Genomic DNA, 25,102 nt, shown 5'->3' on the forward strand with positions numbered 1-25,102 from the left:
ACAGGTTCGGGGCTGGTCATCGCGATGCTCCGATCGGCGTGTGGGCACGGGACTTGACTCGGTAAATGGCGATGGCGTCGCAGAGCGCGTCGATGTCGGTGTCGCTGGTGTAGGCGTGTGTGGCGACGCGGATGACGTTGCGGCGGGGAGCGACGGCGATGCCGTGGTGTTCGAGCCAGGCGGCCATCGCCCAGGCGTGGGGCTCGATGAGCGTGAGGTGCGCGCCTCGCTCGTCCGCCGTGTGCGGCCAACGCACGACTTCGCCTTGGGCGGTCAGCCGGTTCGCGGCGGAGGTGAGGAGCCGCTGCGTGTGCGTGCGGACCGCCGCCAGGTCCAGGGTTTCGATGAGCGACAGCCCCGCGACTGCGGTGTAGGCCGCGGCGACGGACGGCGTGCCGGTCTCGAACCGGCGGGCGTGCGTGGGGAAGTCGAGCCGGGTCGGGTCGAGTGCGTGCGGGTCGCACCGCCCGAGCCAGCCGGTCAGGGCCGGGGTGGTTGCTTTCGGGTGGCGGGCGTAGAGGAAGGCGAGGCCGGGCAGACCCAGCAGGTACTTTCCGGTGCCGGCCAGCAGGTAGTCGCAGCGCAGGGCGTCGACGTGCAGCGGCATCACGCCGGCGGCTTGGTAGGCGTCGACGATGACGGTGGCACCGGCGGCGTGGGCGGCGTCGGCGATGCGGCGGATGTTCAGGCGGGTCGCGTCTCGGTAGGTGACGGCAGGTACGGACACGAGCGCGGTGTCGGTGGTGATGGCGCGTAGGTAGTCGGTGGAGCTGATCTGGCCGGTGGGGGTGCCGCACCGGCGCACCCGGGCCCCTCGCTGTTCCTGCGCCAGCCACACGTGTGCGACGCCGGGGAATTCAGCGGTGGTGCTGAGCAGCTCGCGTCGCCGGCGCCATCGCATGCCGGATACCGCCTGGTGGGCGGCGATGCTGACGTTGGGCAGGATCGCCACCTGATCGTCCTCGGCGCCGATGAGTCGGGCGAACCGGCGCCGGGCGTCGGTCACCTGATCTTCGGCCGCGGCCCAGAAGCCGGGGCGGGCCAGGTCGTCCAACATCGTGGCCAGCGCCTGGTCCATGTCGATGCTGCGGGGGGCGATGCTGCAGGCGGCCAGATGGGCCGTCTGTTCCAGGCTCGGGAACCGGCTACGGACCGCTGCTGGCAGCGCGGCGGTCATTGCGGTGCCTGCCGGCTCTGGCGGCCTCGTGGGCTGGACTCGGTCAGTTCGGTGCGGGCCTCCCACAACGTCGGGAAGCGGCGGTGGGAGATGAGGCGGGTCAGGCTGTCGACCGGGGTGTTGCGGGTGCCGAGTACACCGTGGCCGATGATGCGGGTGGCGACGGTGTAGTGCTCGGTGCGCCACAGGGCGATCTGCTCGTCGAGGGACACCAGTGTCTCGGCAAGCCGGTACAGCGGGTCGGAGGGTTCGCCGCGGTGCAGGTCCACTGGCGTCAGGTCGAGTGAGACGAGCATCTTGCTGAAGGCGATGTCGAGTTCGGTGGTGGCGTCGCGCAGGTGCTTCCAGCCGGGGGACTCGAAGCCGGAGCCGTTGCCCAGCGCATCTCGGAAGGCGGCGAACCGTGCCGGGTGTAGGTGCCTGAGGATGTGCAGCTGGTCGGTGACCAGCCGCAGGCTCAGCGCCGCTCGCTGGATGAGGATGTCGGCCGCGCCGGGGTGGTCAGCGGCGATGTGGTCGACCGCGCGCGCCAAGTCGTCGTGGATCAGTTTGAACCACAGCTCGGAGGCTTGGTGGACGACCTGGAACAGCAACTCGTCGGGGTGGGCCCGCTCGGTGGGACTGCGCTGGAGTGACAGTAGTTCGTCGGTGCGCATGTAGCGGGCGTAGTCGGTGCTGCCCGGACCGGGTAGCAAGGCGGGCAGGGATGTCGTGGACACGATGTGGTCCTCCGCGTTGATCGATTCGGTGTTGTCGCGGTGAGCGGGATGCTGGCGGGGATGCGAGGGTCAGGCGCGCCGCACGGTCAGTGCGGCTGCCTTGCCCGATGTCGGTCACGGCCCCTCGCGCCAGTGGCGGGTTCAGTTACTCGAATTCTCATTCTTCGACGAACCAATCTGAGGGCATAGCGCATCAGCCCGACGCAGCAATAAGGCGGACCAAAGAGCCCCGCCCCTCCCCCGTTGTCGAGCACTGGGTCTGACCGGCATCGAATCCACCACAGCACCCTGCCCGTGTCCATCGATGCAGCTAAAGCTAGCTGAATATGAGCCAACGCCGACAACGCGTCATATACCCGCTGGGCTGGGAAAACAATGGCCACTCTGGCCGCTACCGGCATAAGGGAGATGGTGTCCGAGTCTCGGAGACGCTAACGTCCAACCGGCATTAGCGGTCGCGGCAGCATCGAAACATGCCCCACCGCAAAGGCATTTCTTAGAAGAAGGGGATACCAGTTCGTGGATGCATCTGCGCAACGCGCGCGACGACACCTGACCGCCGCAGCGGTCACCACTTCCACCCTGATGGCCGTGGCGCTTCTCGCGTCACCTGCCTGGGGCGAGACGACCCCGTCAGCTGCCGCAGCCACGACGGCCGGCACTGATGGACCGAAGCCGCAACGGCCCCATATGGCAACCAAGCCCCCCGCGGCAGCGGAGCCGGCAGACACCGAAGCTCCCGACCCGACCAACCCACCGCCCGACCCGGATCCCACCACTGCCCCGCCCGCTCCCACCACCCCACCCGATTCCGCCCCTCCGCCGGGCCCCGATCCGAGCACCTCACCGCCCGATTCCCCTCCCCCGCCGGAGCCGACCCAGGCAAGGCCGCAGCCCACGAAGAAGCCGGCCCGAGGCAGGGACACGGGGCTTCAGCCAGGCGCGGACACCGCGGAGAGCGGCGGCGGCGGACCGCAGGCCCCCAGCGCAGACTCCGGCCCGTCGCTGCCGGTCACGGGCGACAGTCTCGCTCCGCTCGTCGGCACCGGCGGCGTGGCCCTGATCGCCGGCGTGGGCCTGCTGCTGGTTGGTCGCCGCAGAACCCGATGAGCCACGGCCAAATCACCTGCAACAGCAAGGAGTAGCCAGTGACGACGCCGCACCCGGACCGGGCAGTCTGGCCATCCTCGACCGAGGACGTCCCGGCCACCGCGCCCGGCCGGGTGCCTGCGCTCTCCCCCGTACGCCCGGCAGCGTCGCCTCCACCGGACGACGGCATCGGCACAACGACGGACCTGCCGCACCCCGACCGCCAGCGTTCAGCTACCTCAACCCCTGGCCCGGGCCGGCACCGACGGTGGGACCGAGGACCTGCGGCACTCGCCTTGGCAATTCTGCTCACCGGCACCAGCATCGGATTCGGGCTTCACTCATGGGTAATGCCCCGCCCCAGCCAGACACCGGCAGCCGCCGCACCCACCCCACCCGTCGGTGCCCTGTTCCATCAACGACAGGCAGCCGCTAACCGGGCCCGCCTGCCGACGCCCGAGCTCGCCGACTTCGCCAGCCCGTGGCTCGGCATCGGCGGCTGCTCCACCGACGCCATCAGCGAGGCCCAGCGTCGCAACGGCGAAACAACCCGCACACGCTGCACGGCCGGCATCGTCACCAGCTACTGGATCACCTATCGCAGCCTCACCGACAGGGATGCCGCCCATGCGCGGTACCGCACCCAAGCGATGATCACTCCGAAACTGGCAGCAGGTTCGACGGCCCCGACACAGCAGATCGCCGCTGGGCGAAGGGTCCAGTACATCGAGTACGCCTATCGAATCCCCTCCGGCGACCGAGCCGGACACATCGTGGCCGCGATCTGGTGGAGCGACCCCACAGAGCCGCTCGCCGGGGTCTTCACCTGCTACTGGGACGATCTAGCCTCGTCGTGGATGCCGCTACGAGACCTGTGGACGCCGGCCGACACGGCCCTCCGGTCAGCGATAGCCGGCTCGGGCCGCTGAGGTGCCGGTGTTTGCGAGGTCGCGGATTGCTCGATGAACGTGTTCGGCGTTCACCAAGGCCGGGCGGCCGCTGCCGGGAGTCCGCAAGGTCACGTAGTGGCAATTGGCGCACCATGTGCCCGCGCGCCACACGCTCGTCGCTCGCGTCGTCGTCGCGGTTTGCCGCGTACGTCGCCAGCGCGTAGCTGCCACGGCTGCGGCCAGGGCGGTGGTCGTGGTAAGGACCGCCGCCACGCACAACGCTGCTGAGGCGTCTTGCGTGGAGATCGTCGACGAGGTCAGCAGCCCGTAGAGGATGGCAAGGGCTAGCGCCGCGCATCCTGCCGCTGCTGCGGCTGGCCGTGACGCGGAGCGCTGCCGGGCGGGGGGACGCAGTTGTGTCGCCAGCAGGCTTGATGACCGGGTCAGGTTGCGGCTGCGGACGGCGACCGCGCCTCCGAGGATGGTGGTGGTCGAGGTGCGCGTCATGCGCGTTCCTGCGGCGTGCACTGCGGGAAGGGTGTAGGTTGCGCCCGTAGTTCCACAGTGGTGGCACGTCGACCCGTTCACCATGCCTTGAAGTATGGCAAGCACCTACGGCAGCCGGCCAGGGCTTTCGCACCGTGCTGTCTCGATGCTCAGTTGGTTGCTACCGCGCCCCGCATCGGTGAACCGCCGGGGGTCGTGGCGTAGGGGTCCGGCTCGCTCAGTTCGGGTCGCCAGTTGTTGAGGGGAACAAGGCCGGGTGCCATGAGGCGGTACTCGCCGAGTAGTGCGGCGATCTGCTCGTCGGTGCGCAGGGTGATCTCGGTTGCGGCGCGGGCAAGGAACACCTTCTTAGCCGTGGACACGCCGTCTTCGCCATAGGTGTCGGTCACTGCAGCGCTCAGGTGGGAGATGACGATGGCGCTGCCGGGGGCGAGCCGGTCACGGATCGGCGCGACGACGTCCATGATGCGGTCGTCGGGAACCTGCTGGAGTACGGCGCAGTAGATGAGGGCAATGGGCTGGTTGAGGTCGATCACCGTGGCGGGGTCGCCGTCGTCGAGGGCGTCCAGGATCAGGTCGGGGCGGTTGAAGTCGCCCTCGATGGCGCGGCAGCCGGGGTTGCCCATCAGGATCTCGTTGGAGGCGACGACGGCGACAGGGTCGATGTCGACGTACAGGACCCTGCTGGCGGGGTCGACGGCTTGGGCGATCTCGTGCACGTTGCCCTTGGTGGGGATACCGGAGCCGAGGTCGAGGAACTGCGTGATGCCCGCCTCGGCCAGCACTCGGACCGCGCGGCGCAGGAACAGGCGGTTGGACCAGGCGATGTCGGCCGCCTCGGGAACGGCCTGCAGGAGCTGTCGTGCCGCCTCGCGGTCCGCGGGGAAGTTCTGCTTGCCTCCGAGGAGATGATCGTAGATGCGTGCGACGGTGGCCCGCCCGCCGGCTGCGGCGTGTGTATCGGATTGCTGGTCGCTCACTGCTCCCCCGTCTTGTGGACGTGTGCGGTGGAACGTCGATGGCTGTTGATGAGGAGGGGGAGCTTAGCCGACATCGTCTGTTCCAGTGGGGAGGGCGATGATCGGGCACCCGCAGGTGGCCAGTCGGACGCTACACTCTGACCTTTCGATCGTTACTGATCGTAGTTTGGGGGGAGGTTGCGGTGGTTTGGGCTCGCGCGCGCCTGCGGCGGCGACTGCGTAAGGCGAGGGTGCCGCCACCACCCGAGCCCTACACAGTGGAAGCGTGGTGCCGGGCGATCGGAGCTTCCCAGGGCCGGCCGTTGATCATCCGGTACGAGCGGTTCGGAGCGGACTACCCCTCGGGTGTACTTGTCCCTCTGGACCGGGCTAACTACATCCTTGTCGACGCGAGCTTGCCGACGCTTGCGCGCACGCAGAGCGTGCTGCACGAGGCCGCTCATCTCGTCCTTGGCCACGGCGGACACGCGATGCACTCCGACGTTGATCCCGCCGTGGAGGCCGAAGCGGAACTGGCCGCCGACCTGCTGTACCAGCAGATGACTCGCGCCGCCGCCAGGTCCGGCGGCGCGCCGGACAAGAAGCCGGCACGGCTGCGGTGCTGGCGGCCGTCGGCGTGGTGGGCGGATCGTCGTGCGGACTGGCACGTCAACCAGTTGTGGGTCAAACTGCGTACCGGAATGCCCGACGCGACGATCGTCAGCACGACCACGGGTGTCCCCCTCCCGGTAGAGGTCGGCGGTAGCCGGCACCGCCACCGCCGAGTCATCGAGGTTCACGACGCTCTGCGGCTACTACGTCCCTGGTGCAGCAGGCGGGTGCACGCCAGCGCGCAGCGACGAGCGCATCGCTATCGCCTGGACACCGCTACCGCCGCCGCGGTCGCGGGCGCCGTCACCTTCGCCGTCGCGCTGCGCCGGCGCCAAGCCGCGCTGCCCGTCGTCGATGACCCGCTCGATACGACACCACCTGTCGACATGTCTGATGTGCGAGGGGAGACCCGGCGCCTCGCACGCATCTCCTGCGCGTGGCACGACTCCCCCGTGGTGGCGGCCGAGGTCGCTCGCTGGGCCTCCCTGGTCGCGGCCATCCACCCGAACGACATGCCACGCCACCCGCATCTCGCGCCGGTACTGACGGGCGGCACTACTGCCTGAGGGCATCACCCCGCCCGGCCGGTCAGCCCGAACGGTGTAGCCGCAGCGCTCTCGCCTGGCCGGGTAGAACCTGCGGCTGCCACAGCCGCGCGTGGTTTCTCAACTGGCTGGGGAACATCGCGCCGCCGAACAGGGAGCCACTGCCCATAGCGCAGCCGAGGGCAGCCAACTCTTCCCGCTCGCCTTCTCTGGCGATTCCGGGAGCGATGACCGCGAAGCCCAGGTCCATGGAAAGGTCGACCGCCGCCCGGGTCACGGAGCGCGCCGGCCGCCAGCCGGCGTCCAACGCATAGGCCGGATGCAGGCGCAGGAAGCTCCAGTCAGCGGTGTTCAGTGCCTCGAAACTGTTCTGGTCGCTGCCGTAATTCGCCAGCAGGAGCCGTACTCCGTAGTGCCGCAACTGCTCGACGGTGTTCTGATCATGCATCGCGGTAGCCTCCGCGACTTCCAGCACGAGCGATGACGCGGCCACGCCATAGGCGCTCAGCATCTCGCGCAGAGAGTCAGCGAGGTGGGGGGTCAGCGCACGTGCCGGCACCGGCACGATCATCGTTGTCCGAGGCAGTGCCTCCCGCCACGTGGTCGCCGCCGACATCGAGCGCGAGATCATCTTGCGCGCGAGGTGCTGCAAGGCTTCCTCATCGTCGATGAGTTGGTAGATGTCCTCGTCGGCGGCGAATACGTCGTGTCGGGAGTAGAGGAAGCGCGGCGTGGACTGCACCATGACGATGCGGCCGGTGGTGAGGTCCACGATTGGCTCGCATGAGATCGACATGCGCGCGTCCAGCAGTTCTCGGGCCAGTGAGTTTCTGGGCACGGGGGGCGCCTGGTAGGACACCAACCGGTCCTGTCCCGCGCGAACCGCCCGCCACATCACCCGCTCTGCGGCATCCAGCAGGTCGTGTGCCTGAGCTGCCGGGCCCGACGTCATGCCGGCGCTCGCCCGCACGCTCAGCGGGCCCTGCTCGTCGGTGACCAGTCGACGCAGCGCCGCCACCGCCCAGCAGGCCCGCTGGTAGGCGGTGTCCTGGGACAGGTTCCACATAACCAGCGCGAATTCCGCGTCGCCGATGCGACCGACAACGGAAGCCGCGTCTCGCGCCGCCTGACGCAGCCGGATGGCGAGTTCGTTGAGGATCCTCAGCGCGCGATCCCTGCCGACCGCGTCGGCCAGGAACTGGTAGTTCTCCAAGCGGATGACCACTACGTGACATGTTCCGGTCGCCTTCGCCGTCACCTGAGACAGCAGCGCCGTCCGATTCGGCAGACGGGTGTCCGGATCCTGGGTGGCTGCCAGCTCGTGTCGGTGCGCATCTTCTGCCAGCAGCCGGTAGGCGTGGACGCCGTCCAAGCTGGTCGACAGGTTCGCGGCGAAAGCCCGCAGTGTTGCCTGCTCACGCACTGACAGCGCATCGCGCCGGCCCGTCAGGTACAGCCGCACCACGCCCTGCGACCCGGTCGCATCGCGTCGGATCTCATGCCGCACCACAGTCCGAGCGCCGGTCAAGGTGGGAACCTCGGACGCAGGGCCGTCGTACAGGACCCCCGCCTCCCCTGCTGCGCTGTCGGCGCGCACTAGCCGCTCGCCGCCGTGAATCTCAATATCGGCCGCCCGGGCGCCGAACAGTCCGACCGCTCCGACTGCGGCAGTAGTCAGGACGGTGTGCAAGTCGCGGGCCGACAGCGCGTCGGTCAGCGCCGCCAGGTGCTCCCAGGCGCGCCGCTCCTCGCGAATGCGCAGCCGGTACGTCACTGCCAGGTGCAGAACGAGCATCACCGCGGGCAGGGCGATCATGGCCCGCTGGTCGAGTCCGATAACGACCGCGAACAGGCCGGCAGTGACGATCTCGCCGACCGCGACGATCAGACGGGTGCGCCACAGGGTGCGCAGCACCAGCGTGAACGGCTTACTGGTCGCCAACATCACTGCGGTGCCCGTGATCAACTCCTCGATGGCGAACACGACGACCGCCGCCACCAGGAGACCTGCCCCGAGCCGTGCGAGACCTGACGTTTCCATCTCGGCCTCGACGAAGCCGGGCCGGACCCCGAAGACATACAAGACTGCCGCTGCGGCAGCAGCCGCAACGATGTCCATGCTGGTGTTCTGGATTGCCTTCTGCAGGCCCGACGCCCGGGGGTACCGCGTCACCATCCGTGCCACCGCCACGCCGACGGCCGCGGACAAGATCACCCAAGGCGCCGGCAACGCCGCGGCACAGACCAACGACGCGGTGGGCGTCAGAGTGATCCGAATTGGCATCCGTTGCGGCAGTGGCGCCGAGCAGATCGCGCCCACCGCCATCAGCGCCACACCCATCAGCGGATACACGAAGTAGTAACGCGCCGGTTGCCCCGCATGGGTTACCGCCCACAGGAGGCACGCCGACGCAAGAATACAAATTAAGGTTGTCAACGCGACCAGCGCCCATCTTCCGCGCTGGGTTGGCATCAGTCAGGCCCCCGTGATCATCAACCCTGCCCTCTCGTGCAAGTCGTCCACAGTAGCAGCTCATCGCCGGTTTTTTAGCCCCACTCGACGCCTTTGCGCATGCCCCCACCTCCCTAGGTTTGATCGAGATCAGTGGAAACGTATGCCATCACATAGGCTTCAATCAACGCCAAAAGGTCTTTTTGGTCACCACCCACGCACTACGGCGCTCTCCGACGGCAAGGCAAGAGCGAAGTGGGTGGATACGCACTACCGGCGCTAGAGAGAATCTGCCGGGCTAGTGCCGGTTCAAGGCACCAGAATGACCACAAGGGGTGTCCACACGCGGCGAGCAACCGACCCCCGCCTGCTGGTCACGGTTGACGGTTGAGGCGGCCGGGACATCGTCGGCAAGCCGGCGATGCGGCAACCCCGGCCGCCGCTCTTCAACCAACACCTCATCCGCGCCTGTACACCCCGCTAAGGCTTCGAGCGCGACCGAAGTGCCGGCGATTCTACCAGCGGCATCATTCCGGTCGTCCGGACGATCGCCTGCCCGCCTCCTGCTGCTACCCGCGTAGGAGCGGCTTTCCGGCCGAGGCGGATGTCGCGTCGTTGTCGGTCCACTCTCATGTCGTCTCCCGCCACGTCCGGGACCGTCATGCCTGCACTAGGGCAGGAAGGCCCATTGATGCTTCTGGACCGCTGTTGCGGCAGGTCGCGTGGTTCTGCAGTTGGTCGAGGTGCTCGGCCATGCGGTGGGTGGCGGGGTGTCCGGGGTGGGTGCGGCGGTGGTGGGTGATGGTGTCGGCGAGCAGGGTGCGGGCGGCGTCGTGGTGGCCGAGGTCGTTGAGGACGAGGGCGGTGGTGACTCTTACGGCGAGGGTGGGGTGCGCGTCGGGGCCGGCGGTGGTGGCCAGGTGGTCGGCGAGTTGCTGGTAGAGGCGCAGGGCGCGTTGGTGGTGGCCTGCTCTGCGGTGGGCGGTGGCGAGGGTGTGGGCGGCGGTGAGGGTGGTCGGTGCTGTGGGCCCGTGGAGGTGGGTGAGGCTGCGGTGGGCGTAGTCGGCCCAGCGGATCGCCGCCTTGCTGTGCAGGAGTGTGGCGAGCAGGTGGGCGGCTTCGGCGTGGAGGGTGTTGGTGGCGGTGGTGGTGGGATCGACGCCGGTGAGGATGCTGTGCAGGAGGTGGTGGGTGCGGGTGGGATCGGTGCTGGCGAACTGGCGGGCGAGGTGAAGATCCTCGGTCAGGGCGTGTCGGGGTTGGCCGGCGGTGGAGGGCCAGGTGATGCGTAGGTCGGTGGGGTAAGTGCCGGCGGTGATTCGGGCGATGAACCGGTGGGCGTGGGTGGCGGCGATGCTTGCGCGCTTGGGGTGGGTGTGGGCGGGTACGAGGTGCGCGGCGTGACGGAGCACCAGTTGGCCGACGGTGTGTGCGATGGCTGCCGCGTTCAGCGGAGGGCGGTGGCATGGTGGTGGGCAGTCGTAGACGAGCCCGGCGTAGGTGAAGAGCGGGGTCATGGGCTGTTGGCAGAACTGGCAGTGGAGCAGACCGTCGGGCAGCACGACCGTGTCATTGGTGACGTCGGTGCGCGGTGTGGCGTGCGGGGCGGCGGTGGCCGCTTCGGCGCGGGCCTTGCTGACCCAGGTCTGGAGTAGTCGGCGGTCAAGGTTCAGTTCCTGGGCGACGGTGCTGATCGGGCCGCGTCGTCCTGTCGCGCGGGCGCTCTCGACCTGGCGTACTGCGTCGGCGATGACGTCGGAGGTGTATTTGGGGGGCGTGGCCATCAGGGGGCTGTCCTCGACGGGCTGGGGAACGGGGGACGATGTGGTGTTGGCGCTGCCGGAGCGATCGTCTGGGCGGTCGGACGGGTGGACGCCGGCGTGGGTGGTCCCGCAACTGGCTGCGGGATGGCGGTGGTCATGGCCAGGTGAGCGGTCCGGCGAGCGAGTGCAGAGCTAGCCGGATCGGGCCCTGGAGTGTGGACAGGCCGGCGGTCAGTTCGGGGAGGACCGTCAGCGTGGCGGTCATGTACAGCCGTCGTGTGGCCGGCAGGTGCTCGTCTCGATGCACCAGGGCGCCATGTTTGCCGGGCCATCCCGCGGTGTGGTGCGCCTCGTCGACGACCAAACGACTCGCGGCGGTGCCGGCAGCGCGCTGCCCTTCACCGACAAACGCGGCAGAGACATGGGTGACCAGAATGAGCCGCAAACAACTGGCGGGAGTTCGCCGGACCCAGTCCGCGATCTCACCCGGCCGCGTGGTGACCGGACACTCAAGGTCCGCCGTACGCACCGCCGTATCGGCGACGGAGCCATCGCTGCACACCGCGAGGACCCGCGCCGCCATACCCGCAGCGGCCCACACCGCCAGGGCCTGCGCGAACAGAGGCAGCGACGGACAGGCCACCACCACCAGCCCGGACGGGCACAACCGGACGGGGCATGCACCGGGACCAGGACTTGCCGCTACCGCAAACCGCCCGGAACTGGCCGCGACCACCCTTCGCCTGGCCCTCCACGATCGCGTTGACGGCCTCCTGCGGGTAGTCCCGCAGCGGCGGCAGCGTCCCGACCGGCCGTGGGTCGCTCACCTTCGAGCCCTCCTGCGGCGAGGCCCGGCCGGCGGGTTGCGGGGACTGCGCCGCCCTCCCCTGGCCGGGTCGACGCCCTGCCCTGGATGCGGGGAGCCGCCGGGCCGGAGGGCGGGATGTTGGCAGCCGGCCGCCGGGGTGCGGGTGTTCGGGGTGCGGCGGCTGTCGACGTAGAGCCGGTAGTTGGCGGCCTCGGCGATGATCAGCCCCGGGAAGTGCGGTCCCAGGCGCGGGTCCAGGGGTGGGATGAGGCCGGTGATGGCGCTGCGGGCGGCGAGCAGGACGCCACTGTGCGCGTCGATGGTGAGGATGTCGCGCCGTGGCACGCCAGAGCGGTCGGTGTACGGGAGGATGAGGTCCATGCCGGGGCGCTGGACGCGGTCGGTGACGCCGGCCTGCACCAGGAGGCCGGGCTGCTGCGCGAGGAGCCGCAGGACCGCGGCCCGGACCGGACGGGTGGGCGCGTGGCGTTCGTAGAGCATCGCGATCCCGCCGACGATGTCCTGCGGACGGTCCTCCTCAGGGCGGCCCGCGATGAGCAGGTGGGTGCGCAGAGCGTCGGGTTGTCTCGGCGGTGGCTGGTCGAACCGGTCCCCGGTCGCGCCTGCCCAGTTGCTGTCGCCGCCGTCGGGGACGCAACCTCCATTGTCGACGTGCACACTGACCTGCCGCCCGTCGGCGGCGTCGTCGGTGCGCCACAACTGGTCGACGCGGACCCGTTCGGGCCATCCGGTGGGGCCGGACGGACCGATGAGCTGCTGGTACCAGGTGCGGCGCTCGATGTACTGGTAGGCGCCACGGGTGGTGTCAGCGGCCGCGTCGCCGAGGGTGGTGGCCAGGCGGGTCAGGACCGGTCCAGCCGGGACCGGTGGCGCGCTGGTTGGAGGCGACGTCGCCGGCGGCGGGTCGGGGTTCACGTCGGCGGGTGGTCCGGCGCAGGCCGCGAGAAGAAGCGACGCGGCGAGCAGCGTCGCGACGGTGCGGGTTCGGGTCATCGCGTCGCCCGCGTCGTGTCAACCATGGACCCCTGGGAGTAGCAGACGACGAGGACGGATGGACGCCGCTGTGGGGCCTTCTTGTCCAGGTCGGACGGCGAGCCGGGTCGGGACCCGTTGATCAGGTTCGTCATGGTCTCAGATGGCCTTGTTCGCGTGGATGAACTGGCGCTCATAGGACGTCAGGAGGACGCGGGGGTCGGCCATGAGCGCGCCGAACTGGTCGACGTCCCCGTCGCCGAGCCCGTTCAGGGTGGGGCGTAGGTGCGTGACGATGTCGGCGAGGAGACGGCATCCGGGGCCACCTCCGGTCCAGGTCTCGATGCCGGTGTGCGTGCAGTGGCCTGCCATGCCGCTGTCGATCAGCAGGGTGTCGATGTCGTGGGTCCACGTCTGCGCCCCGTCGCGACCCACGAGGGCGCAGCGCACCTGATGCATGACCTTGCCAAGGAGGTGGCCGTCCTCGGCGTCGGGTACGCGGTAGATCCGTGGCGGGGCGGACGTGATGTGGGCCAAGGTGAGCGAGCCGCCCGGCCGTATCCGGGCGATCATCTGCTGCACCACGTCGATCGGATCGCGGAGCGGGCCGTGCGGCCAACGGGCTAGGACGTGGTCGTAGCTGTCCGTCGTGCCGGGCAGGAGCTCCCGGTCCAGATCACGTCGTTGCACGTCGACAACGCTGGTCGGGGTGAGTTGGCCGGTGTTGGTGTCGACGGCGGTGACGGACCCGTAGGGGCCGACGAGCTGCGCAAGGCGGGTGGTGATCTCGCCGGTGCCGGCGCCGATCTCCAGCACCGCCTGGGACGGTGTGATGTCGAGCCGGTGCAGTTCTGTGCGGATGGTCGAGTCAAGGAGTTGATGTGCGGGCACCGGGTATGTGGGCAACTGTGTGGTGCTCATGAGTTTCCTCCAGGTGAGGGCGCGGGTGATGCCGGCGGCATCAGGGACGGCTGTGCCGGGGTGGCCTGCTGCCGCTGCTCGTGTGGTGCCGCCAACGCAGTTCGATGGCGTCGGGGTGCACGAGGACGTGGTCGATGAGGCGGGTCAGGTCCTGGCGTAGGTCGGCGCGGGTGGATTGGTGCCAGTGTCGGTAGGTGATCAGTGGTCGGGCTGTCGCGGTGCGGCGGTCGTGGGCGGCGGTGTGGCCGACGACGAGGGCTTCCAGGTGTTCGGCGGGGTGCAGGGTTAGGCAGAAGCAGACGTAGAAGCGGCGTCGCGGGGTGGCCGCGTAGGGCTGGAGGAGTTGCCAGCAGGTGGTGCAGCGGGTCAGGTCGGTGAGCAGCCATAGGATGGTGTCGTCGTCGGCTGTGGGGGGACCGCCGGGACGCGCTTGGTGGTGGGTGGGGTGGTTGGCGACGGTGTTCGGGTCATCGTCGCCAACCACCTGCCGCTGTCCGCCCTGACGGGGGTGGGACGGACGGCGGTGTCCACGGGGCCCGGTCGGGGTGGTGGGCCGGGTGAACCACGGCGAGGCATCAGGGATCATCTCGCCGCTGCGGGGATTGCGGGTCAGGTTCATGTGGTCACCGTCGTGGGGATGGTGAGCAGGTCGTGGAGCTGGTCGGGGTACTCATGCAGGTCGGCCGTGGCGACGTGGCGGGCGATGCGGGCACGGTCGAGGACAGCGATGTCGTCGGCGACCTGGACAGCGAAGGTGAGGTTCTGCTCGGCGAGGAGGACGGCGGTGCCGCAGTTGGCGAGGCCGGTGATGGTCGCCGCGATGTGGTTGAGGATGACGGGGGCGAGTCCTTCGGAGGGTTCGTCGAGCAGCAGCACCTCGGGGGCGGCGAGGAGAGCGCGGGCGAGGGCGAGCATCTGTTGCTCGCCGCCGGAGAGTTGATGGGGCCGGTGGTGGCGTCGGCTTGCGAGGGCGGGGAACAGGTCGAGTACCTGCGCCACGGTGTGGGTGCGGGGACTGGTGGGACGGGGCTTGGGCAGGGCGAGGTGTTCGTCGACGGTGAGTCCGGCGAATAGGCGGCGTCCCTGGGGGACAAGGCCGAGGCCGGCGCGGGCACGGGCACGGGCGTCGTGGCCGGTCAGGGGTTGCCCATGAAGGTGGATATCGGTGCCAGGTCGGGCAGGGTGCAGGCCGGCGATGGTGTTGATCAGGGTGGTCTTTCCGGCACCGTTGCGGCCGACAACCGCGCTCACCCGTCCGGCGCGGATGTCGAGGGTGATGTCGGTGAGCACAGAGGCACCGGTGTAGCTGGCGCGCAGGTTACGAACGCGCAGCACAGGGGCTCCGGTCGGGTGTGCGGACATGCTGCCGGGACTGGTGTCCGGTGGTGGTCCGGTGGGCTCGGTGCCGAGGTACACGCGGCGGACCTCGGGGTGTTCACGGATCTCGGTGGGGGCGCCGGTGGTGAGGTGCTGGCCGAGGTGCAGCACGGTGATGGTGTCGGCGACGGCAGCGACGAAGTCGAGGTTGTGGTCGACCAGCAGCACCGTGATGTCACCCGGCAGAGCACGGATCAGCTCGGTGAGGTGGGTGATCTCGGTGGTGGTGAGGCCGGCGGAGGGCTCGTCAAGCAGCAACAGCGGGGGCTTGGCCACGAGCGCGACGGCGATCTCCAAGCGCCGCTGGTCGCCGTAGGCGAGCTGCGCGGCGGGCCGGTCGGCGTACGGGGTGAGGTTGACCTGGGCCAGTGCCTCGTGGGCGGCGGTCACGAGGCGTGGCTGTGGCTGTAGGGAGGTGAGGCGTTGTCCGGGAACGGCGAGCAGCACGTTCTGCAGGGCGGTGAGCGGACGGGCGAGTGCCGGGTGTTGCCAGGTGCGGGAGATTCCGGCGCGGGCGCGGCGGTGCACCGGCCAGCGGTGGATGTCCTGCCCTCGGTAGTGAATGTGGCCTGAGGTGGGACGCAGGGTGCCGGCGATGAGATGCAGCAGGGTGGATTTGCCGGCGCCGTTGGGTCCGATGATCGCGTGCCGGGCCCCGGGGTGCAGTTCAAGGCTGACCTCGTTGACGGCGCGGCGGGCACCGTAGTCGAGGCTGACGGTGTCCAGGCGCAGCAGCGGCGTGGTCATGTGCGCTCCCGGGCGAGTCGGGTGGTGAGGCCGGCCAGCCGGTGTCGGGGCAGGTAGGCCAGGAGGAGGAAGCACAGGCCGAGCAGGGTGGGGCCGTGGCCGGCGAGTAGTCCACCGGCCCAGTCGCGGGCGGCGACGAGGAGGATCGCTGCGGCGCAGGCGCCGGTCATGCTGCCGGCGCCGATAAGTGCGGCGGCGAGGGCGAGTGCGGAGATACCCATGGCGGCGTCGGCGGGTGAGACGTATCGGGTGATCGCGACAGTCAGTGCGCCGGCTGCTCCGGCGATTCCGCCGGCGATCGTGTACGCGGCGAGGAACAGTCGGCTGGTGTGCTGGCCGGTGGCTTGCAGGCGCGGTTCGTGAGCGGCGGTGCCGCGTAGGATCAGGGCGAAGCGGGTCCGCACGAGGACCGCGACCGCGGCGCCGACGGCAAGGGTGCCCGCGAGGACGTACAGGTACACCCAGCCGGGACGGACCATCGGCGCCAGACCGGGCAGCGCCACGACGGGTGGGGTGTGGATGCCTTCGCTGCCGCCTGGTGCCCACACGTTCGCGGCGGCGTGGATCAGTTCGCCGAGGCCGAAGGTGACCATGAGGAACCTGGTGCCCCGGGCCCGTACGGCGAGCAGGCCGGTGACGGCGGCGGCGACAGCTCCGGCGGCGGTCGCCGCGAGGAGCTGGACCGGGCCGAGGCTGGTCAGGGTGGCGGCGGTGGCGGCGGTGTAGGCGCCGACGGTGAGGTAGGCGCCCTGGCCCAGCGGCGGAAGGTCGGCGAGTCCGACGAGGAGTTGGGTGCTCATGGCGAGCACGGCCATGACCAGCGCGGTGGTGGCGAGAGTTATGAGATAGGCGTCGACCAGCCACGGCAACCCGACCGCTACCACGAGCACGGTGGCTCCCACCGTGGGCGTCCACCACGATGGGAGCCGGCCGAGACGGCGGGCACGCGTGCCGCCGGTCGGGTCGCCGAGGGGGGTGAGGGTGGTGGTCACGCGGGTCGTCCGGGGAGCGCGGTGCGGTGGCGGACGGTCAGGGCGGCGAGCATGGCGGCGCCGAGGACGAACGCGGCGGCTGCGGGCGCGATGGCGACGCCGAGGGTGAGGGTCTGTCCGACGCCGAGTGCGGCGACCAGTGCGCCGCGGATGCTGCCGAGGCCACCGACGACGCAGATGATCAGCGAGTGGACCAGGATGGTGGTGTCCACCCCGGGTCCCGGGCCGATGACCGGGGCCCCGAGCACCCCGGCGGTCACGGCGAGGACTGCGCCGCCGACCAGCACTCCGGTGCGCACGGCGGTGGTGCGCAGGCCGTTGGCGGCGGCCATCCCCGGATCGGAGACCACCGCCCGGATGACCGCGCCGGTGCGGGAGCGTTCGATGATCCAGAACAACGCCACCACGATCAGCGCGGCGACGGCGATGAACCCCAGCCGGTATGTCGGGTACTGGTAGTCGCCGAGGCTGACCGACCCGGCGACCGCCCGGGGTGGGGCGACCGAGCGCGGTTCGGCCCCGAACATGGTGGCGAACCCGTCGGCGGCGATGTACGCCACGCCGAGGGTCGCCAGCACCTGGTCGAGCGGCCGGTTCGCGAGGGGACGCACGGCGGCGGCGAGTCCCGCACCCCCCGCCGCGCCCAGCGTGGCGGCGGCGGCCAGGGCGACGGCGAGGCCGGTCCAGCTGCCGTCGGTGAGGTGCCAGGCGAGGTAGGCGCCGGCGAGGTAGAGGGTGCCGTGGGCCATCGTGAACACCCCGGCCACGCCGAAGATCAGCGTGAGGCCGGCGGCGATGGTGAACAGCAGCAACCCGTACGCGACACCGTCGAGGGCGGTGATCGTGTAGGCGTTGACGAGCCCGTCCAGGCCCACGGCATTCCTCCTTCCGTTGCGGGGTTGGTCAGGCCTGGGTGGGGCGGCGGCCGACGGTGGTGTGCATCAGGTAGCCCGACAGCATCAGGTCGGGATCCATCAGCACCTGCCGCAACTCGGCCAGGTCCTCAGGCGTCATGCCGGCGGTGAGCAGTTCTGGTTCCCGTTGGATCGAGTTGGAGTGGTGCAGCAGACAGATGCCGGTGCCGCCGCGCCACGACCGGGACTCGATCCGGCTGTCGACGTTGTCCAGGCCGAGGCGGAGCATCGCCTCCGGTGCCCGTGTGGCCCAGCCCATGTCCGCACCCCGTGACTCGCCGAAGGACAGCAGTGCGTCCTGGAACTGTTCGATCAACTGGGTGGCGCGAGGGCTGGGGCTGCGGCGGATCATGTCGCGCCAGGTGCAGTCCCAGTCCGCGACGACGAGCGCCCCGCCCGGGGCGAGGGCCCGCACCAGGTCGGCGAGGACCTGTTCACGTTCGGGTAGGTGCATCAACACCAGCCGGGCCACGATGGCCTGCTGTGATCCCTCCAGCCGCAGGTGCCGGATGTCGCCGGCCCGTACGGTGATGTTGGGGCCCGTGGGGATGTGGCGGGGGTCGAGGTCCACGGCGGTGACGTGCCCGTCCGGGGCGACCTGGTCGGACAGCCAGGTGGTCAGGGTGCCTGCCCCGGCCCCGATGTCGGTGACCTTCCACCCGGGCCTGACACCCAACTCGTACAGGGTCCAGCGGGTGCCCGGGTCGAGGATCGCCCCGAGGTGACGCAGCTGGTGGGCGGCCTCGTCGGTGGCGTTGTCGAACATGTAACCGGTGCGGTGTTCGCCAGTGGGCGTGGTGGTCATGATGTTTCTCCGTCTCAGGAGCCGAGGGTGGTCAGGGTCTGCACGGTGCGGTTGACCCACACCTGCCCGTCCTGGGCGACCTCGCGCAGGTAGTACGCCTGCACCGGGGTGTGGTGCTGCGGTCCGAACTGCCAGGCGCCGCGGGGTGAGTCGATCGACCCGACCCGGGACAACGCCGCCGTCAACGACTGCGACGTCAACACCTCACCCCCCGCATCGGGCACGGCCAGCGTTGCCGAGGCGCTACCCGTCGCGGCGGCAGTGGGGCTGGTGGAGGCCGGTGCCGTCGCCGTCGCGGCGGTGGGGGTTGCCGGCGGGGTGCTCGGTGGGACAGCTGCTTCGGCGATGGCCTTGTCCAGCACCAACGCGGCGTCCCAGGCGCAGACGTGGTAGATGTTCGGTAAGCGCCCGTCGTTGGCTGCGGTGTAGCGGCGCACGAAGTCCCGGTTCGCCGCGTTGTCCAGGGTGCTGGAGTAGTTCAGCGCGGTGTAGATGCCCTTGGCCTGCTCCCCGAGCGCTACCAGAGGTGCGCCTTCGGTGAGGAACCCCGAGGCGTACAGCGGCACGTCGACGCCGTACTGCCGGTACTGCTTGACGAACTCGATCGCCGACGCCCCGGCGTAGAAGGTGTAGACCGCCGCCGCTCCGGACTCCTTGATCCTCGTCAGGTACGGGGAGAACTCGGTGGTCGGTGCCGGTGCCCACGGCGTCCACGTCGGCTCCCCACCCGGATTCGCCAACCGCCCGCCAGCGTTGCGGAACCCGGTGACGAACCCCCCGATCTGGTCACGCCCGCCGATGTAGTCGGGGCCGATCACCCACACCCGGCCGTCGCCCACCTTCTCGCGCAGGTATCCGGCGATCGACGCGCCGGTCTCCTGGCTCAGCCACGAGGTCGACCACAGGTAGGTGGGATCGGCGACCGTTGACGGCCGGCCGCCGATGCCGATCAGCGGCACCCGGGTCTCGTTCAGCAGCGGATACAGCGTCTGCACCGTGTCGGCGGTCGCCCCACCGACCAGCGCGAGAACCTTGTCCTGCTCGATGAGCTTGCGGGCCGCCGCGAGGGCGGTGGCCTTGCCGTCGCCCTCGTCGGCCTCGATCACCCTCACCGGCCGGCCGCCGAGCTTGCCGCCCAGCCTGTCCAGGGCCAGGCGCCATCCGGCGGCCTGGTCGTCGCCGATCGCCTTGTAGGGCCCGGACTTGGGCACGATCAACCCGATTCGGATCTCCTTGGCGTCGGTGTCCGGGTCGCCGAGGCTCGACCCGGAACATCCGGCCACCACGAACAGCACGGCGGTCACGGCGGCGGCGATCGCCAATCGCCACCGGGAACGGCGGGCACTGTCTTGAGGGGTCACGAGAGTGGAGTCCTTTCATCCATGCATATCGATCAAGAGGGAACGGATGGCGGTGGTGCGATCTGGTGGCCGGCCCGTTCAGAGGGTGATGAGGTGACGCAGAACGGCCATCACGGATTCGGGTTCCGTGGCGTCACAGGTCAGGACCGGCACCTGGGCGTCCACCCGCAGGGCACCGCGAATCTCCCGGCGGTTGCGCGCACCACCCAGAGGCCGGTTGATCGCCACCAGGAACGGCAGATGACGGGCCTCGACGTAATCCAGGACCGGATACGAGGCCGGAAGACAGGTGGTGTCGACCAGCACCACCATGCCGACCGCGTCGACCGCGAGCTGGTCCCACACCCACCACCAACGCCGCCGCTCCGGCATAGCGCGCAGCACGACGGTGACCCCGCCTGGCAGGGTGACGTGACTGACCTCCCACAGCCCGGCCAACGTGGTGTGACCGTGTCCGGCGGCCCGTAGGAAACAGGTCTTCCCCGCCCCCTGCCCACCGGCCACTACCACCGTGACCGCGGCGGATCGCTCCGGCGCCCCGCCGGGAAATGCGTTCATGGTCGTCACCGTCGGGGCGGTTCAGCCGGCGGCCCGTGGCCCCGGGCTGACCTGCTCGCCGATACGCGCCGCGAGCGCCGCCAACTCGTAGGCCACCAACGACGGGTCGCAGTCGGCGCGCGCCAACGCGGCCAGCGACGTCCCGTCAGGCACCTGCTGCACCACAAGGACGCCGTCGTGCATCAACAGCATCTGGAACTGCATTCCACCGGTCTCCAGCAGGTCGGTGGCGCCACGCGCCAGACTGACCAGACCCGACACGATCGCCGCGAGCTGATCACCCCGATCGACGTCCAAACCGGCGGTGCTAGCCAACAGGAGTCCGTCGCCGGACACCGCGACGACGTGCGCCACGGCGGGTATCTGCCTGGACAGGCCGTCCAGGACGACCGAAAGCTGGGGGTTGCGGGGCGTGGCGGTGATGACGCTCATCAGCGTTCTCCTGTCAGAAGGGGAGGGGTAGCAGACGCAGCACGCAGGCCGCGTAGCGTGCCGGCGACTTGCGCTCGGATCGCTGCGGGATCGATCGGCGCGGACGGCTCGGAGCCGGTGCGCTGCGTCGGCAACCCACCTGGCACCACGTGCGCCTGCGGGCGGCGCCGAGGCAACCCAGAGGCGGTGCGCCCATCGGTGGCAGGGTCAGCTGTGGACGCCGCCGCGTGCCAGCCCGTGTCGGCGGCGGTTCGGAACCCGCCGTCGTCACTGTTTTGCGGCCACAACCATGGCGATCGCGCCGCGACCTCCCGGAACATCGGTGTGTCCGGTGGCCGGGAGCTGCCCGGTGCCGGCGGAAGCACCGTGCGCTCTCGTCCCAGAAGCGGCAACTCCATGGTCACGTCCGGCGGCGATGGCGCCATGGTGGGAGACAGAGTCGTCGGGCCGACGCCTCCGGTTCCGGTCACGGGCGACGACGGGACCGCTGGCGGCACCGGGGCAGGTGCCGGGTTGGGTGGCAGCGCGGGGGCCGGCCGGATCCGTCGCCGGACCTGGCTCGGTACGACGATCTCGCGTACGTGCACGCGGGTCACGTACTCGGCCGGCACGGTCACCTCGGCCGTGATACCGGTCGGGCGGGTCCCGTTCAGGCGCACTCGCATCCCAAACTCACGCGCCAGGCGGGAAATCACGACCAGCCCCATCTGATCGGTGACCGCGACTTCCGCCTCCGGGCTCGCCAGCAGTGCGTTGGCGCGTTCCAACTGCTCGGGAGCCAACCCGAAGCCGGTATCCACGATCAGGACCTGAACATCACGCCCGGACCACATCGCGAACACGCGCACCTGTTCCGCAGAGAACCGGGTCGCGTTGTCCAGCAGCTCCGCCAAGATGGACTTGACCGCGTCGACAGCCCGGGCGTCGATCTCCACCTGGACCAGCCGCATCACATTGATCCGTGCGAAACCCTCGGTCTCCGACAACGCCGCGTTCACCAGATCACCGAGCTCTACCGCCTGCCGCTGCAACTGGCCCGGTCCACCGCCAGCCACGATCAACAGGTTCGCGCCATACCGTCGTAGCCGCGTCGCCTGCTGGTCAGCGGCGAACACCCTGGCCAGTCGGTCTGGATCCTCCTCATCGCGTTCGAGGTCGTCGATGCTTCCCAGCAGTTGCTCCGTGAGTGCCTGCACCCGCCGACCGATAGACGTGATCATGGCGCTTACCAGGGCACGACCTCGTGCCTGATCCACCGTCGCGGTCACCGCCGCCCGCAACACCAGGTTGAACGCATCCGCGACGCGGCCCACCTCATCTCGGCCGACCACCGGCACCGCTACCCCACCAACGTCCTCGATCAACCGTTGCGCCGCCGCAGGATCCGAGGTCGCCCGCAACCGCTCGACCAGTTGCGGCAGCTCGACGTCCGAGACCAGTCGTGCGCCCTGCTGCAAGGTGGAAAGTTGGCCAACCAGCGATCGCGCCACCCACAACGCGGTGAGCACCGCGACGGCCAGCATCACCGTCAGCACACCTGCCTGCACCACCGCGGCGCGAACCTGCTCCACCCATAGGTCATCAGCGGCGGCGCCGATGTCACCGTTCACCGACGTCTGCACCTGGGCCAGCAGGTGGGCCCGCGTCGTCATCACCCGGCCCCACTGCTCGGCACCGCCCGGCAGCCGTACCGGCTCATACACGCCAGTGCCCGACACCGCCCCGTCCAGCCGCACGCCGGCCAGCACGTCCGGGCCAACCAACGTCCGACCCAGTAGCGCCCGCCACGACGGCCGCGCGAGCCCATCGAACTCGCGCAACGCCTCGTCCTGCACAGACCGGGCAGCCACGATCTCGGCATGCAACGCGGGAGTCAACCGCCGTGCCGCCAACGCCTGCAACACCGCGACCTGTTGCCGCCCCACCGACTCCCGAGCCCGTGACAGCGCGGCCGACGCGCGCATCTCATCAGCGAGCTGCGGGGTGACCCCACTCTGCGCCACAGCAGGCAGCAGAGCGTCAAGCTCGGCGACGACCCCTCGGTAGCCGAAAGCAACGGCCGACAGCGACACCAGCCCATCGCCACGCACGCGCTGCCGCTGCCTGGCCACGTCCGCTAGACCGGCCTCCACCCTGGCCAGCACCACCCGCACGGACTCCGGGAGGGCATCAAGCCGGCGGCGCTGCTCGTGAAACCGCGATACCACCTGATCGGTGTCCTGAACCGCACGCTCGAAGTCGGCTTGAGTGACGTTCGAGCCGGGCAGAGGCAGACCCACCGCCGTGTTCCGCTCGACCTGCAACTGCTGAGTCACCTCTGCGGCAGCCACAGTCGCGATGAACATGTCACCGGAACGCTGCGCAACTCCAGCCTCTCTCACGGAGGCCCAGAGTCCGAACCCTGTCGAGAGCACCGCAGCCAGCACCGTTGGCACCACGATCAGCGCCGCCTTGAGCCGCACAGGAACATCCGCCAACGAACGCTTCCTCGCGACAATTCTTCGCTTCGCGGCACTTCCCAACCCCGTCACCTCAACCCCGGTCCTGCTCGAACTTCTTGCTGGTCTTCATGAATCAGCTGACCGCCGCCAGAAGCTGGTTTGCAGGCGACGCAGCTTAGGGAGCCGCCGCACCGGCCACACCACCTTCGGGAAGATCGATAGGTGACCATCCCGGCCAGCCAGCCGAAAGCCAGACTGACCAGGATGGCGATCATCAGTAGCAACATTGCGGGCACCACCTGTCTGAGTCACCGTCAATCCCGGTTGGCGGTCGAACGCTGAAGCTGAGCCAATTAGTGATCCAAGAGGATCATGCAGATCATCGGCTTGCGCTGGGAATACCGACCACCGGTCCGACCTCGGGTTCCGACCTTCGGTCCGACTGCCACCTGACCTGCTTACTCATTGCAGACCATCGGCGGCATCAAGATCATTGCGCTGACTGTCGGGGTTACATTGGATCCACCCAGCCGGCTGCGATCGTCGACTGGGCGTAGATGCATCAGTGGAGGCCGCCGGTGAACCGCCCCAGTCCGTATGTCCGTCGGCGATGGTTGGGCCGCGAGATCCGCCGCTTACGTGATGAGCACGGCGCATCGCAGGCGAGCCACTGGCACGCGCCGTCGGCTTTCCTCGGCAGCAGCTGAGTGCACTCGAGAACGGCCACGTTGGTCCGGATGTCGACCTGGTTAGCGCAATCTGCGACTACCTGGTCGTTGGCGTAAACCGTCGTACCGCCATCATGGACGCCGCGGCCGACGGCTGGGCGCGCGGCTGGTGGATGACGCCGTGTCGGCCGCGTACGCCAGCGCAAGGAGGCCACACTGGGCGCTGCGCCACGGTGAGGTGCTACTCGTCACCGAGAACCCGACGCGCAGCGGATCGAGGCGCACGCCGAGCACGAGGTGAGTTCGCCTCCGAGTGCCTGGTTAGGGCTGGCCAAATCAGCCGGTTAAGTTGACCGCGTTAGCTCGGTGATGAGGCGGAGTGGAAGATGGCGTCCGACGCTACGCCCGCCGCGTTGGCATTTCATCGGCCCCCGGGCCGGACGGTTCTGCGGGCGACGAAGCCGAGTAATTGATGATGTTACCGAACATCACCCCCTGGGCTGTAGCACCGGCTGCGGTAGCGTTGACGTACTGTTGTACCCACTGCTGCTGCGATGTGGGCAGCGCAGCCAGTAGTTCATCCCGCAAGGTGCGTACGGCGGCGCCCGCTGCCGGATCCTCCTCGATCAAATCGGCTAAACGGGTCTGCCAAACCGGCAGCAGTCGACAACGGACCTCGTCACGGTGCGCCGGTAGGGCCCTTTCGACCTCAGCAGCTAGAGCGTCGAGCCGCCGCCTCGCGACGGTTTCGCGCTTCAGGTCGCCGCGGCCTAAAAGTCTTGTAAATCCCAATCGGGCTGAATGCCAAGCATCTGTCGCAGCCGACTGGACCAACGCCGCACCGCCAGTCGCGGCCAACTGTGTCAACCAGGCGAAATCCACCGCATCCTCCTCACCTGGATCCAATAAGTAGCCGATCGGACGTGGCCGCGCAACATCTCTGACCGAAATACGACACGGGTAAAGACTATGCGGTCGCTGGCCTATCTTCTGGTCTCTGTGTTCTAGCCGGTCGGGGGGTCGACGGTTGCCCAACGCCTTACGGCTCAAGCTGCGAAGCCTCGCCGTGTCATAGCCGCAGCTACTTAGCCGCCGCCCTGCCTCAGCAGCACACGAACTCAGGAATCCTGGCCGCGAAGGACGTCGATAGCGAGGTTGTTCGGTGGAATATACCAATCCGTTCTCTTTGCCTCTTGATGGCGATCGCCTTCAGTCCAAAGACGCTTACGCCCAAATAGTGTATGCAGAACCCGGAAGTAGGGTTTACGCCGTACAATACGGCGACATGCACATTCGCAACGGGGAACCCCTTTATCGGTTTGAGCCTTTTCCGATCCAACCCCGGCCCGTGGTAGCGGAAAACGTGCATCCC

23 protein-coding genes are annotated in these 25,102 nt (G+C 69.2%); 5 read left to right on the top strand and 18 right to left on the bottom strand.

Annotated elements, in window-relative coordinates; genetic code table 11:
- Window positions 1-16 precede the first annotated feature (16 nt).
- Both AB0K25_RS19855 and AB0K25_RS19860 read right to left on the bottom strand, forming a co-directional pair.
- Window positions 17-1,177: an aminotransferase class V-fold PLP-dependent enzyme gene (locus tag AB0K25_RS19855; protein ID WP_363821676.1), complete on the bottom strand. Its 1,161-nt coding sequence runs from the start codon at window positions 1,175-1,177 to the stop codon at window positions 17-19.
- Complete coding sequence (locus AB0K25_RS19860) at window positions 1,174-1,896, bottom strand: tryptophan 2,3-dioxygenase family protein (RefSeq protein WP_363821677.1); 723 nt, start codon at window positions 1,894-1,896, stop codon at window positions 1,174-1,176. Before AB0K25_RS19860 ends, AB0K25_RS19855 begins: the two co-directional genes overlap by 4 nt.
- Before the next feature lie 690 nt (window positions 1,897-2,586).
- Between AB0K25_RS19860 and AB0K25_RS19865 the strand changes: the two genes are divergently transcribed.
- Entirely contained in the window at window positions 2,587-3,006 is a 420-nt protein-coding gene (locus AB0K25_RS19865; RefSeq protein ID WP_363821680.1) for an LPXTG cell wall anchor domain-containing protein, read from the top strand.
- A gap of 275 nt (window positions 3,007-3,281) precedes the next feature.
- Window positions 3,282-3,914, top strand: a complete 633-nt coding sequence (locus AB0K25_RS19870) for a hypothetical protein (protein ID WP_363821681.1) — start codon at window positions 3,282-3,284, stop codon at window positions 3,912-3,914.
- A gap of 617 nt (window positions 3,915-4,531) precedes the next feature.
- Here the strand turns inward: AB0K25_RS19870 and AB0K25_RS19875 are convergent.
- Window positions 4,532-5,362 (bottom strand): SAM-dependent methyltransferase, encoded by an 831-nt coding sequence (locus AB0K25_RS19875; RefSeq protein ID WP_363821683.1) that lies wholly within the window; start codon window positions 5,360-5,362, stop codon window positions 4,532-4,534.
- Between the two features lie 302 nt (window positions 5,363-5,664).
- On the opposite strand from AB0K25_RS19875, the gene AB0K25_RS19880 reads away from it, so the two are divergent.
- Window positions 5,665-6,519, top strand: coding sequence for a DUF6545 domain-containing protein (locus tag AB0K25_RS19880; RefSeq protein ID WP_363821686.1), 855 nt, complete (start codon window positions 5,665-5,667; stop codon window positions 6,517-6,519).
- A 22-nt stretch (window positions 6,520-6,541) separates the two neighbouring features.
- Here the strand turns inward: AB0K25_RS19880 and AB0K25_RS19885 are convergent, their stop codons facing one another.
- Window positions 6,542-8,617: a bifunctional diguanylate cyclase/phosphodiesterase gene (locus AB0K25_RS19885; protein WP_363821688.1), complete on the bottom strand. Its 2,076-nt coding sequence runs from the start codon at window positions 8,615-8,617 to the stop codon at window positions 6,542-6,544.
- On the opposite strand from AB0K25_RS19885, the gene AB0K25_RS19890 reads away from it, so the two are divergent.
- Window positions 8,610-8,858: a hypothetical protein gene (locus AB0K25_RS19890; RefSeq protein WP_363821689.1), complete on the top strand. Its 249-nt coding sequence runs from the start codon at window positions 8,610-8,612 to the stop codon at window positions 8,856-8,858. The genes AB0K25_RS19885 and AB0K25_RS19890 overlap by 8 nt on opposite strands.
- Window positions 8,859-9,609: 751 nt before the next feature.
- On the opposite strand, the gene AB0K25_RS19895 is transcribed toward AB0K25_RS19890, so the two are convergent.
- From AB0K25_RS19895 to AB0K25_RS19955, 13 genes are all read right to left on the bottom strand, one after another.
- The gene (locus AB0K25_RS19895) at window positions 9,610-10,734 is read right to left on the bottom strand and encodes a tetratricopeptide repeat protein (RefSeq protein WP_363821692.1); all 1,125 of its coding nucleotides are present in this window, start codon (window positions 10,732-10,734) and stop codon (window positions 9,610-9,612) included.
- Between the two features lie 133 nt (window positions 10,735-10,867).
- Window positions 10,868-11,362, bottom strand: coding sequence for a hypothetical protein (locus tag AB0K25_RS19900; RefSeq protein WP_363821694.1), 495 nt, complete (start codon window positions 11,360-11,362; stop codon window positions 10,868-10,870).
- 174 nt (window positions 11,363-11,536) lie between these two features.
- The gene (locus AB0K25_RS19905; protein ID WP_363821696.1) at window positions 11,537-12,535 is read right to left on the bottom strand and encodes a hypothetical protein; all 999 of its coding nucleotides are present in this window, start codon (window positions 12,533-12,535) and stop codon (window positions 11,537-11,539) included.
- 138 nt (window positions 12,536-12,673) lie between these two features.
- Entirely contained in the window at window positions 12,674-13,435 is a 762-nt protein-coding gene (locus tag AB0K25_RS19910) for a class I SAM-dependent methyltransferase (RefSeq protein ID WP_363821698.1), read from the bottom strand.
- Window positions 13,436-13,475: 40 nt separating this feature from the next.
- A complete protein-coding gene (locus AB0K25_RS19915) occupies window positions 13,476-13,919 on the bottom strand; it encodes a hypothetical protein (RefSeq protein ID WP_363821701.1) in 444 nt (147 codons plus the stop codon).
- 131 nt (window positions 13,920-14,050) lie between these two features.
- Complete coding sequence (locus tag AB0K25_RS19920) at window positions 14,051-15,559, bottom strand: ATP-binding cassette domain-containing protein (protein ID WP_363821704.1); 1,509 nt, start codon at window positions 15,557-15,559, stop codon at window positions 14,051-14,053.
- A complete protein-coding gene (locus tag AB0K25_RS19925; protein ID WP_363821707.1) occupies window positions 15,556-16,449 on the bottom strand; it encodes a branched-chain amino acid ABC transporter permease in 894 nt (297 codons plus the stop codon). The genes AB0K25_RS19920 and AB0K25_RS19925 overlap by 4 nt, the downstream gene beginning before the upstream one ends.
- A gap of 98 nt (window positions 16,450-16,547) precedes the next feature.
- The gene (locus AB0K25_RS19930; RefSeq protein ID WP_363821710.1) at window positions 16,548-17,426 is read right to left on the bottom strand and encodes a branched-chain amino acid ABC transporter permease; all 879 of its coding nucleotides are present in this window, start codon (window positions 17,424-17,426) and stop codon (window positions 16,548-16,550) included.
- A 28-nt stretch (window positions 17,427-17,454) separates the two neighbouring features.
- The gene (locus AB0K25_RS19935; protein ID WP_363821712.1) at window positions 17,455-18,270 is read right to left on the bottom strand and encodes a methyltransferase domain-containing protein; all 816 of its coding nucleotides are present in this window, start codon (window positions 18,268-18,270) and stop codon (window positions 17,455-17,457) included.
- 14 nt (window positions 18,271-18,284) lie between these two features.
- On the bottom strand, window positions 18,285-19,631 hold the full coding sequence (locus AB0K25_RS19940) for an ABC transporter substrate-binding protein (RefSeq protein WP_363821714.1): 1,347 nt from the start codon (window positions 19,629-19,631) through the stop codon (window positions 18,285-18,287).
- Window positions 19,632-19,709: 78 nt separating this feature from the next.
- Window positions 19,710-20,189 carry a hypothetical protein gene (locus AB0K25_RS19945; RefSeq protein ID WP_363821716.1) on the bottom strand — a complete coding sequence of 160 codons (480 nt, stop codon included), beginning with the start codon at window positions 20,187-20,189 and terminating at the stop codon, window positions 19,710-19,712.
- 21 nt (window positions 20,190-20,210) lie between these two features.
- Window positions 20,211-20,621 carry a roadblock/LC7 domain-containing protein gene (locus tag AB0K25_RS19950; protein WP_363821719.1) on the bottom strand — a complete coding sequence of 137 codons (411 nt, stop codon included), beginning with the start codon at window positions 20,619-20,621 and terminating at the stop codon, window positions 20,211-20,213.
- Window positions 20,621-23,098 carry a nitrate- and nitrite sensing domain-containing protein gene (locus tag AB0K25_RS19955; protein ID WP_363821722.1) on the bottom strand — a complete coding sequence of 826 codons (2,478 nt, stop codon included), beginning with the start codon at window positions 23,096-23,098 and terminating at the stop codon, window positions 20,621-20,623. The genes AB0K25_RS19950 and AB0K25_RS19955 overlap by 1 nt, the downstream gene beginning before the upstream one ends.
- A 667-nt stretch (window positions 23,099-23,765) precedes the next feature.
- On the opposite strand from AB0K25_RS19955, the gene AB0K25_RS19960 reads away from it, so the two are divergent.
- A complete protein-coding gene (locus AB0K25_RS19960; protein ID WP_363821931.1) occupies window positions 23,766-24,083 on the top strand; it encodes a hypothetical protein in 318 nt (105 codons plus the stop codon).
- Window positions 24,084-24,129: 46 nt separating this feature from the next.
- On the opposite strand, the gene AB0K25_RS19965 is transcribed toward AB0K25_RS19960, so the two are convergent.
- Entirely contained in the window at window positions 24,130-24,612 is a 483-nt protein-coding gene (locus AB0K25_RS19965; RefSeq protein WP_363821725.1) for a hypothetical protein, read from the bottom strand.
- Window positions 24,613-25,102: the final 490 nt, after the last annotated feature.

The sequence above is a fragment of the Micromonospora sp. NPDC049257 genome (assembly GCF_040678915.1).
Taxonomy (GTDB): Bacteria; Actinomycetota; Actinomycetes; order Mycobacteriales; family Micromonosporaceae; genus Micromonospora; species Micromonospora antibiotica.

Coding starts and splice junctions, on each gene's coding strand:
- AB0K25_RS19855 (WP_363821676.1), bottom strand. CDS start 1,177: ATGACCGCCGCGCTGCCAGCAGCGGTCCGTAGCCGGTTCCCGAGCCTG.
- AB0K25_RS19865 (WP_363821680.1), top strand. CDS start 2,587: ATGGCAACCAAGCCCCCCGCGGCAGCGGAGCCGGCAGACACCGAAGCT.
- AB0K25_RS19890 (WP_363821689.1), top strand. CDS start 8,610: ATGTCCATGCTGGTGTTCTGGATTGCCTTCTGCAGGCCCGACGCCCGG.
- AB0K25_RS19885 (WP_363821688.1), bottom strand. CDS start 8,617: ATGGACATCGTTGCGGCTGCTGCCGCAGCGGCAGTCTTGTATGTCTTC.
- AB0K25_RS19895 (WP_363821692.1), bottom strand. CDS start 10,734: ATGGCCACGCCCCCCAAATACACCTCCGACGTCATCGCCGACGCAGTA.
- AB0K25_RS19905 (WP_363821696.1), bottom strand. CDS start 12,535: ATGACCCGAACCCGCACCGTCGCGACGCTGCTCGCCGCGTCGCTTCTT.
- AB0K25_RS19910 (WP_363821698.1), bottom strand. CDS start 13,435: ATGAGCACCACACAGTTGCCCACATACCCGGTGCCCGCACATCAACTC.
- AB0K25_RS19920 (WP_363821704.1), bottom strand. CDS start 15,559: ATGACCACGCCGCTGCTGCGCCTGGACACCGTCAGCCTCGACTACGGT.
- AB0K25_RS19935 (WP_363821712.1), bottom strand. CDS start 18,270: ATGACCACCACGCCCACTGGCGAACACCGCACCGGTTACATGTTCGAC.
- AB0K25_RS19945 (WP_363821716.1), bottom strand. CDS start 20,189: ATGAACGCATTTCCCGGCGGGGCGCCGGAGCGATCCGCCGCGGTCACG.
- AB0K25_RS19950 (WP_363821719.1), bottom strand. CDS start 20,621: ATGAGCGTCATCACCGCCACGCCCCGCAACCCCCAGCTTTCGGTCGTC.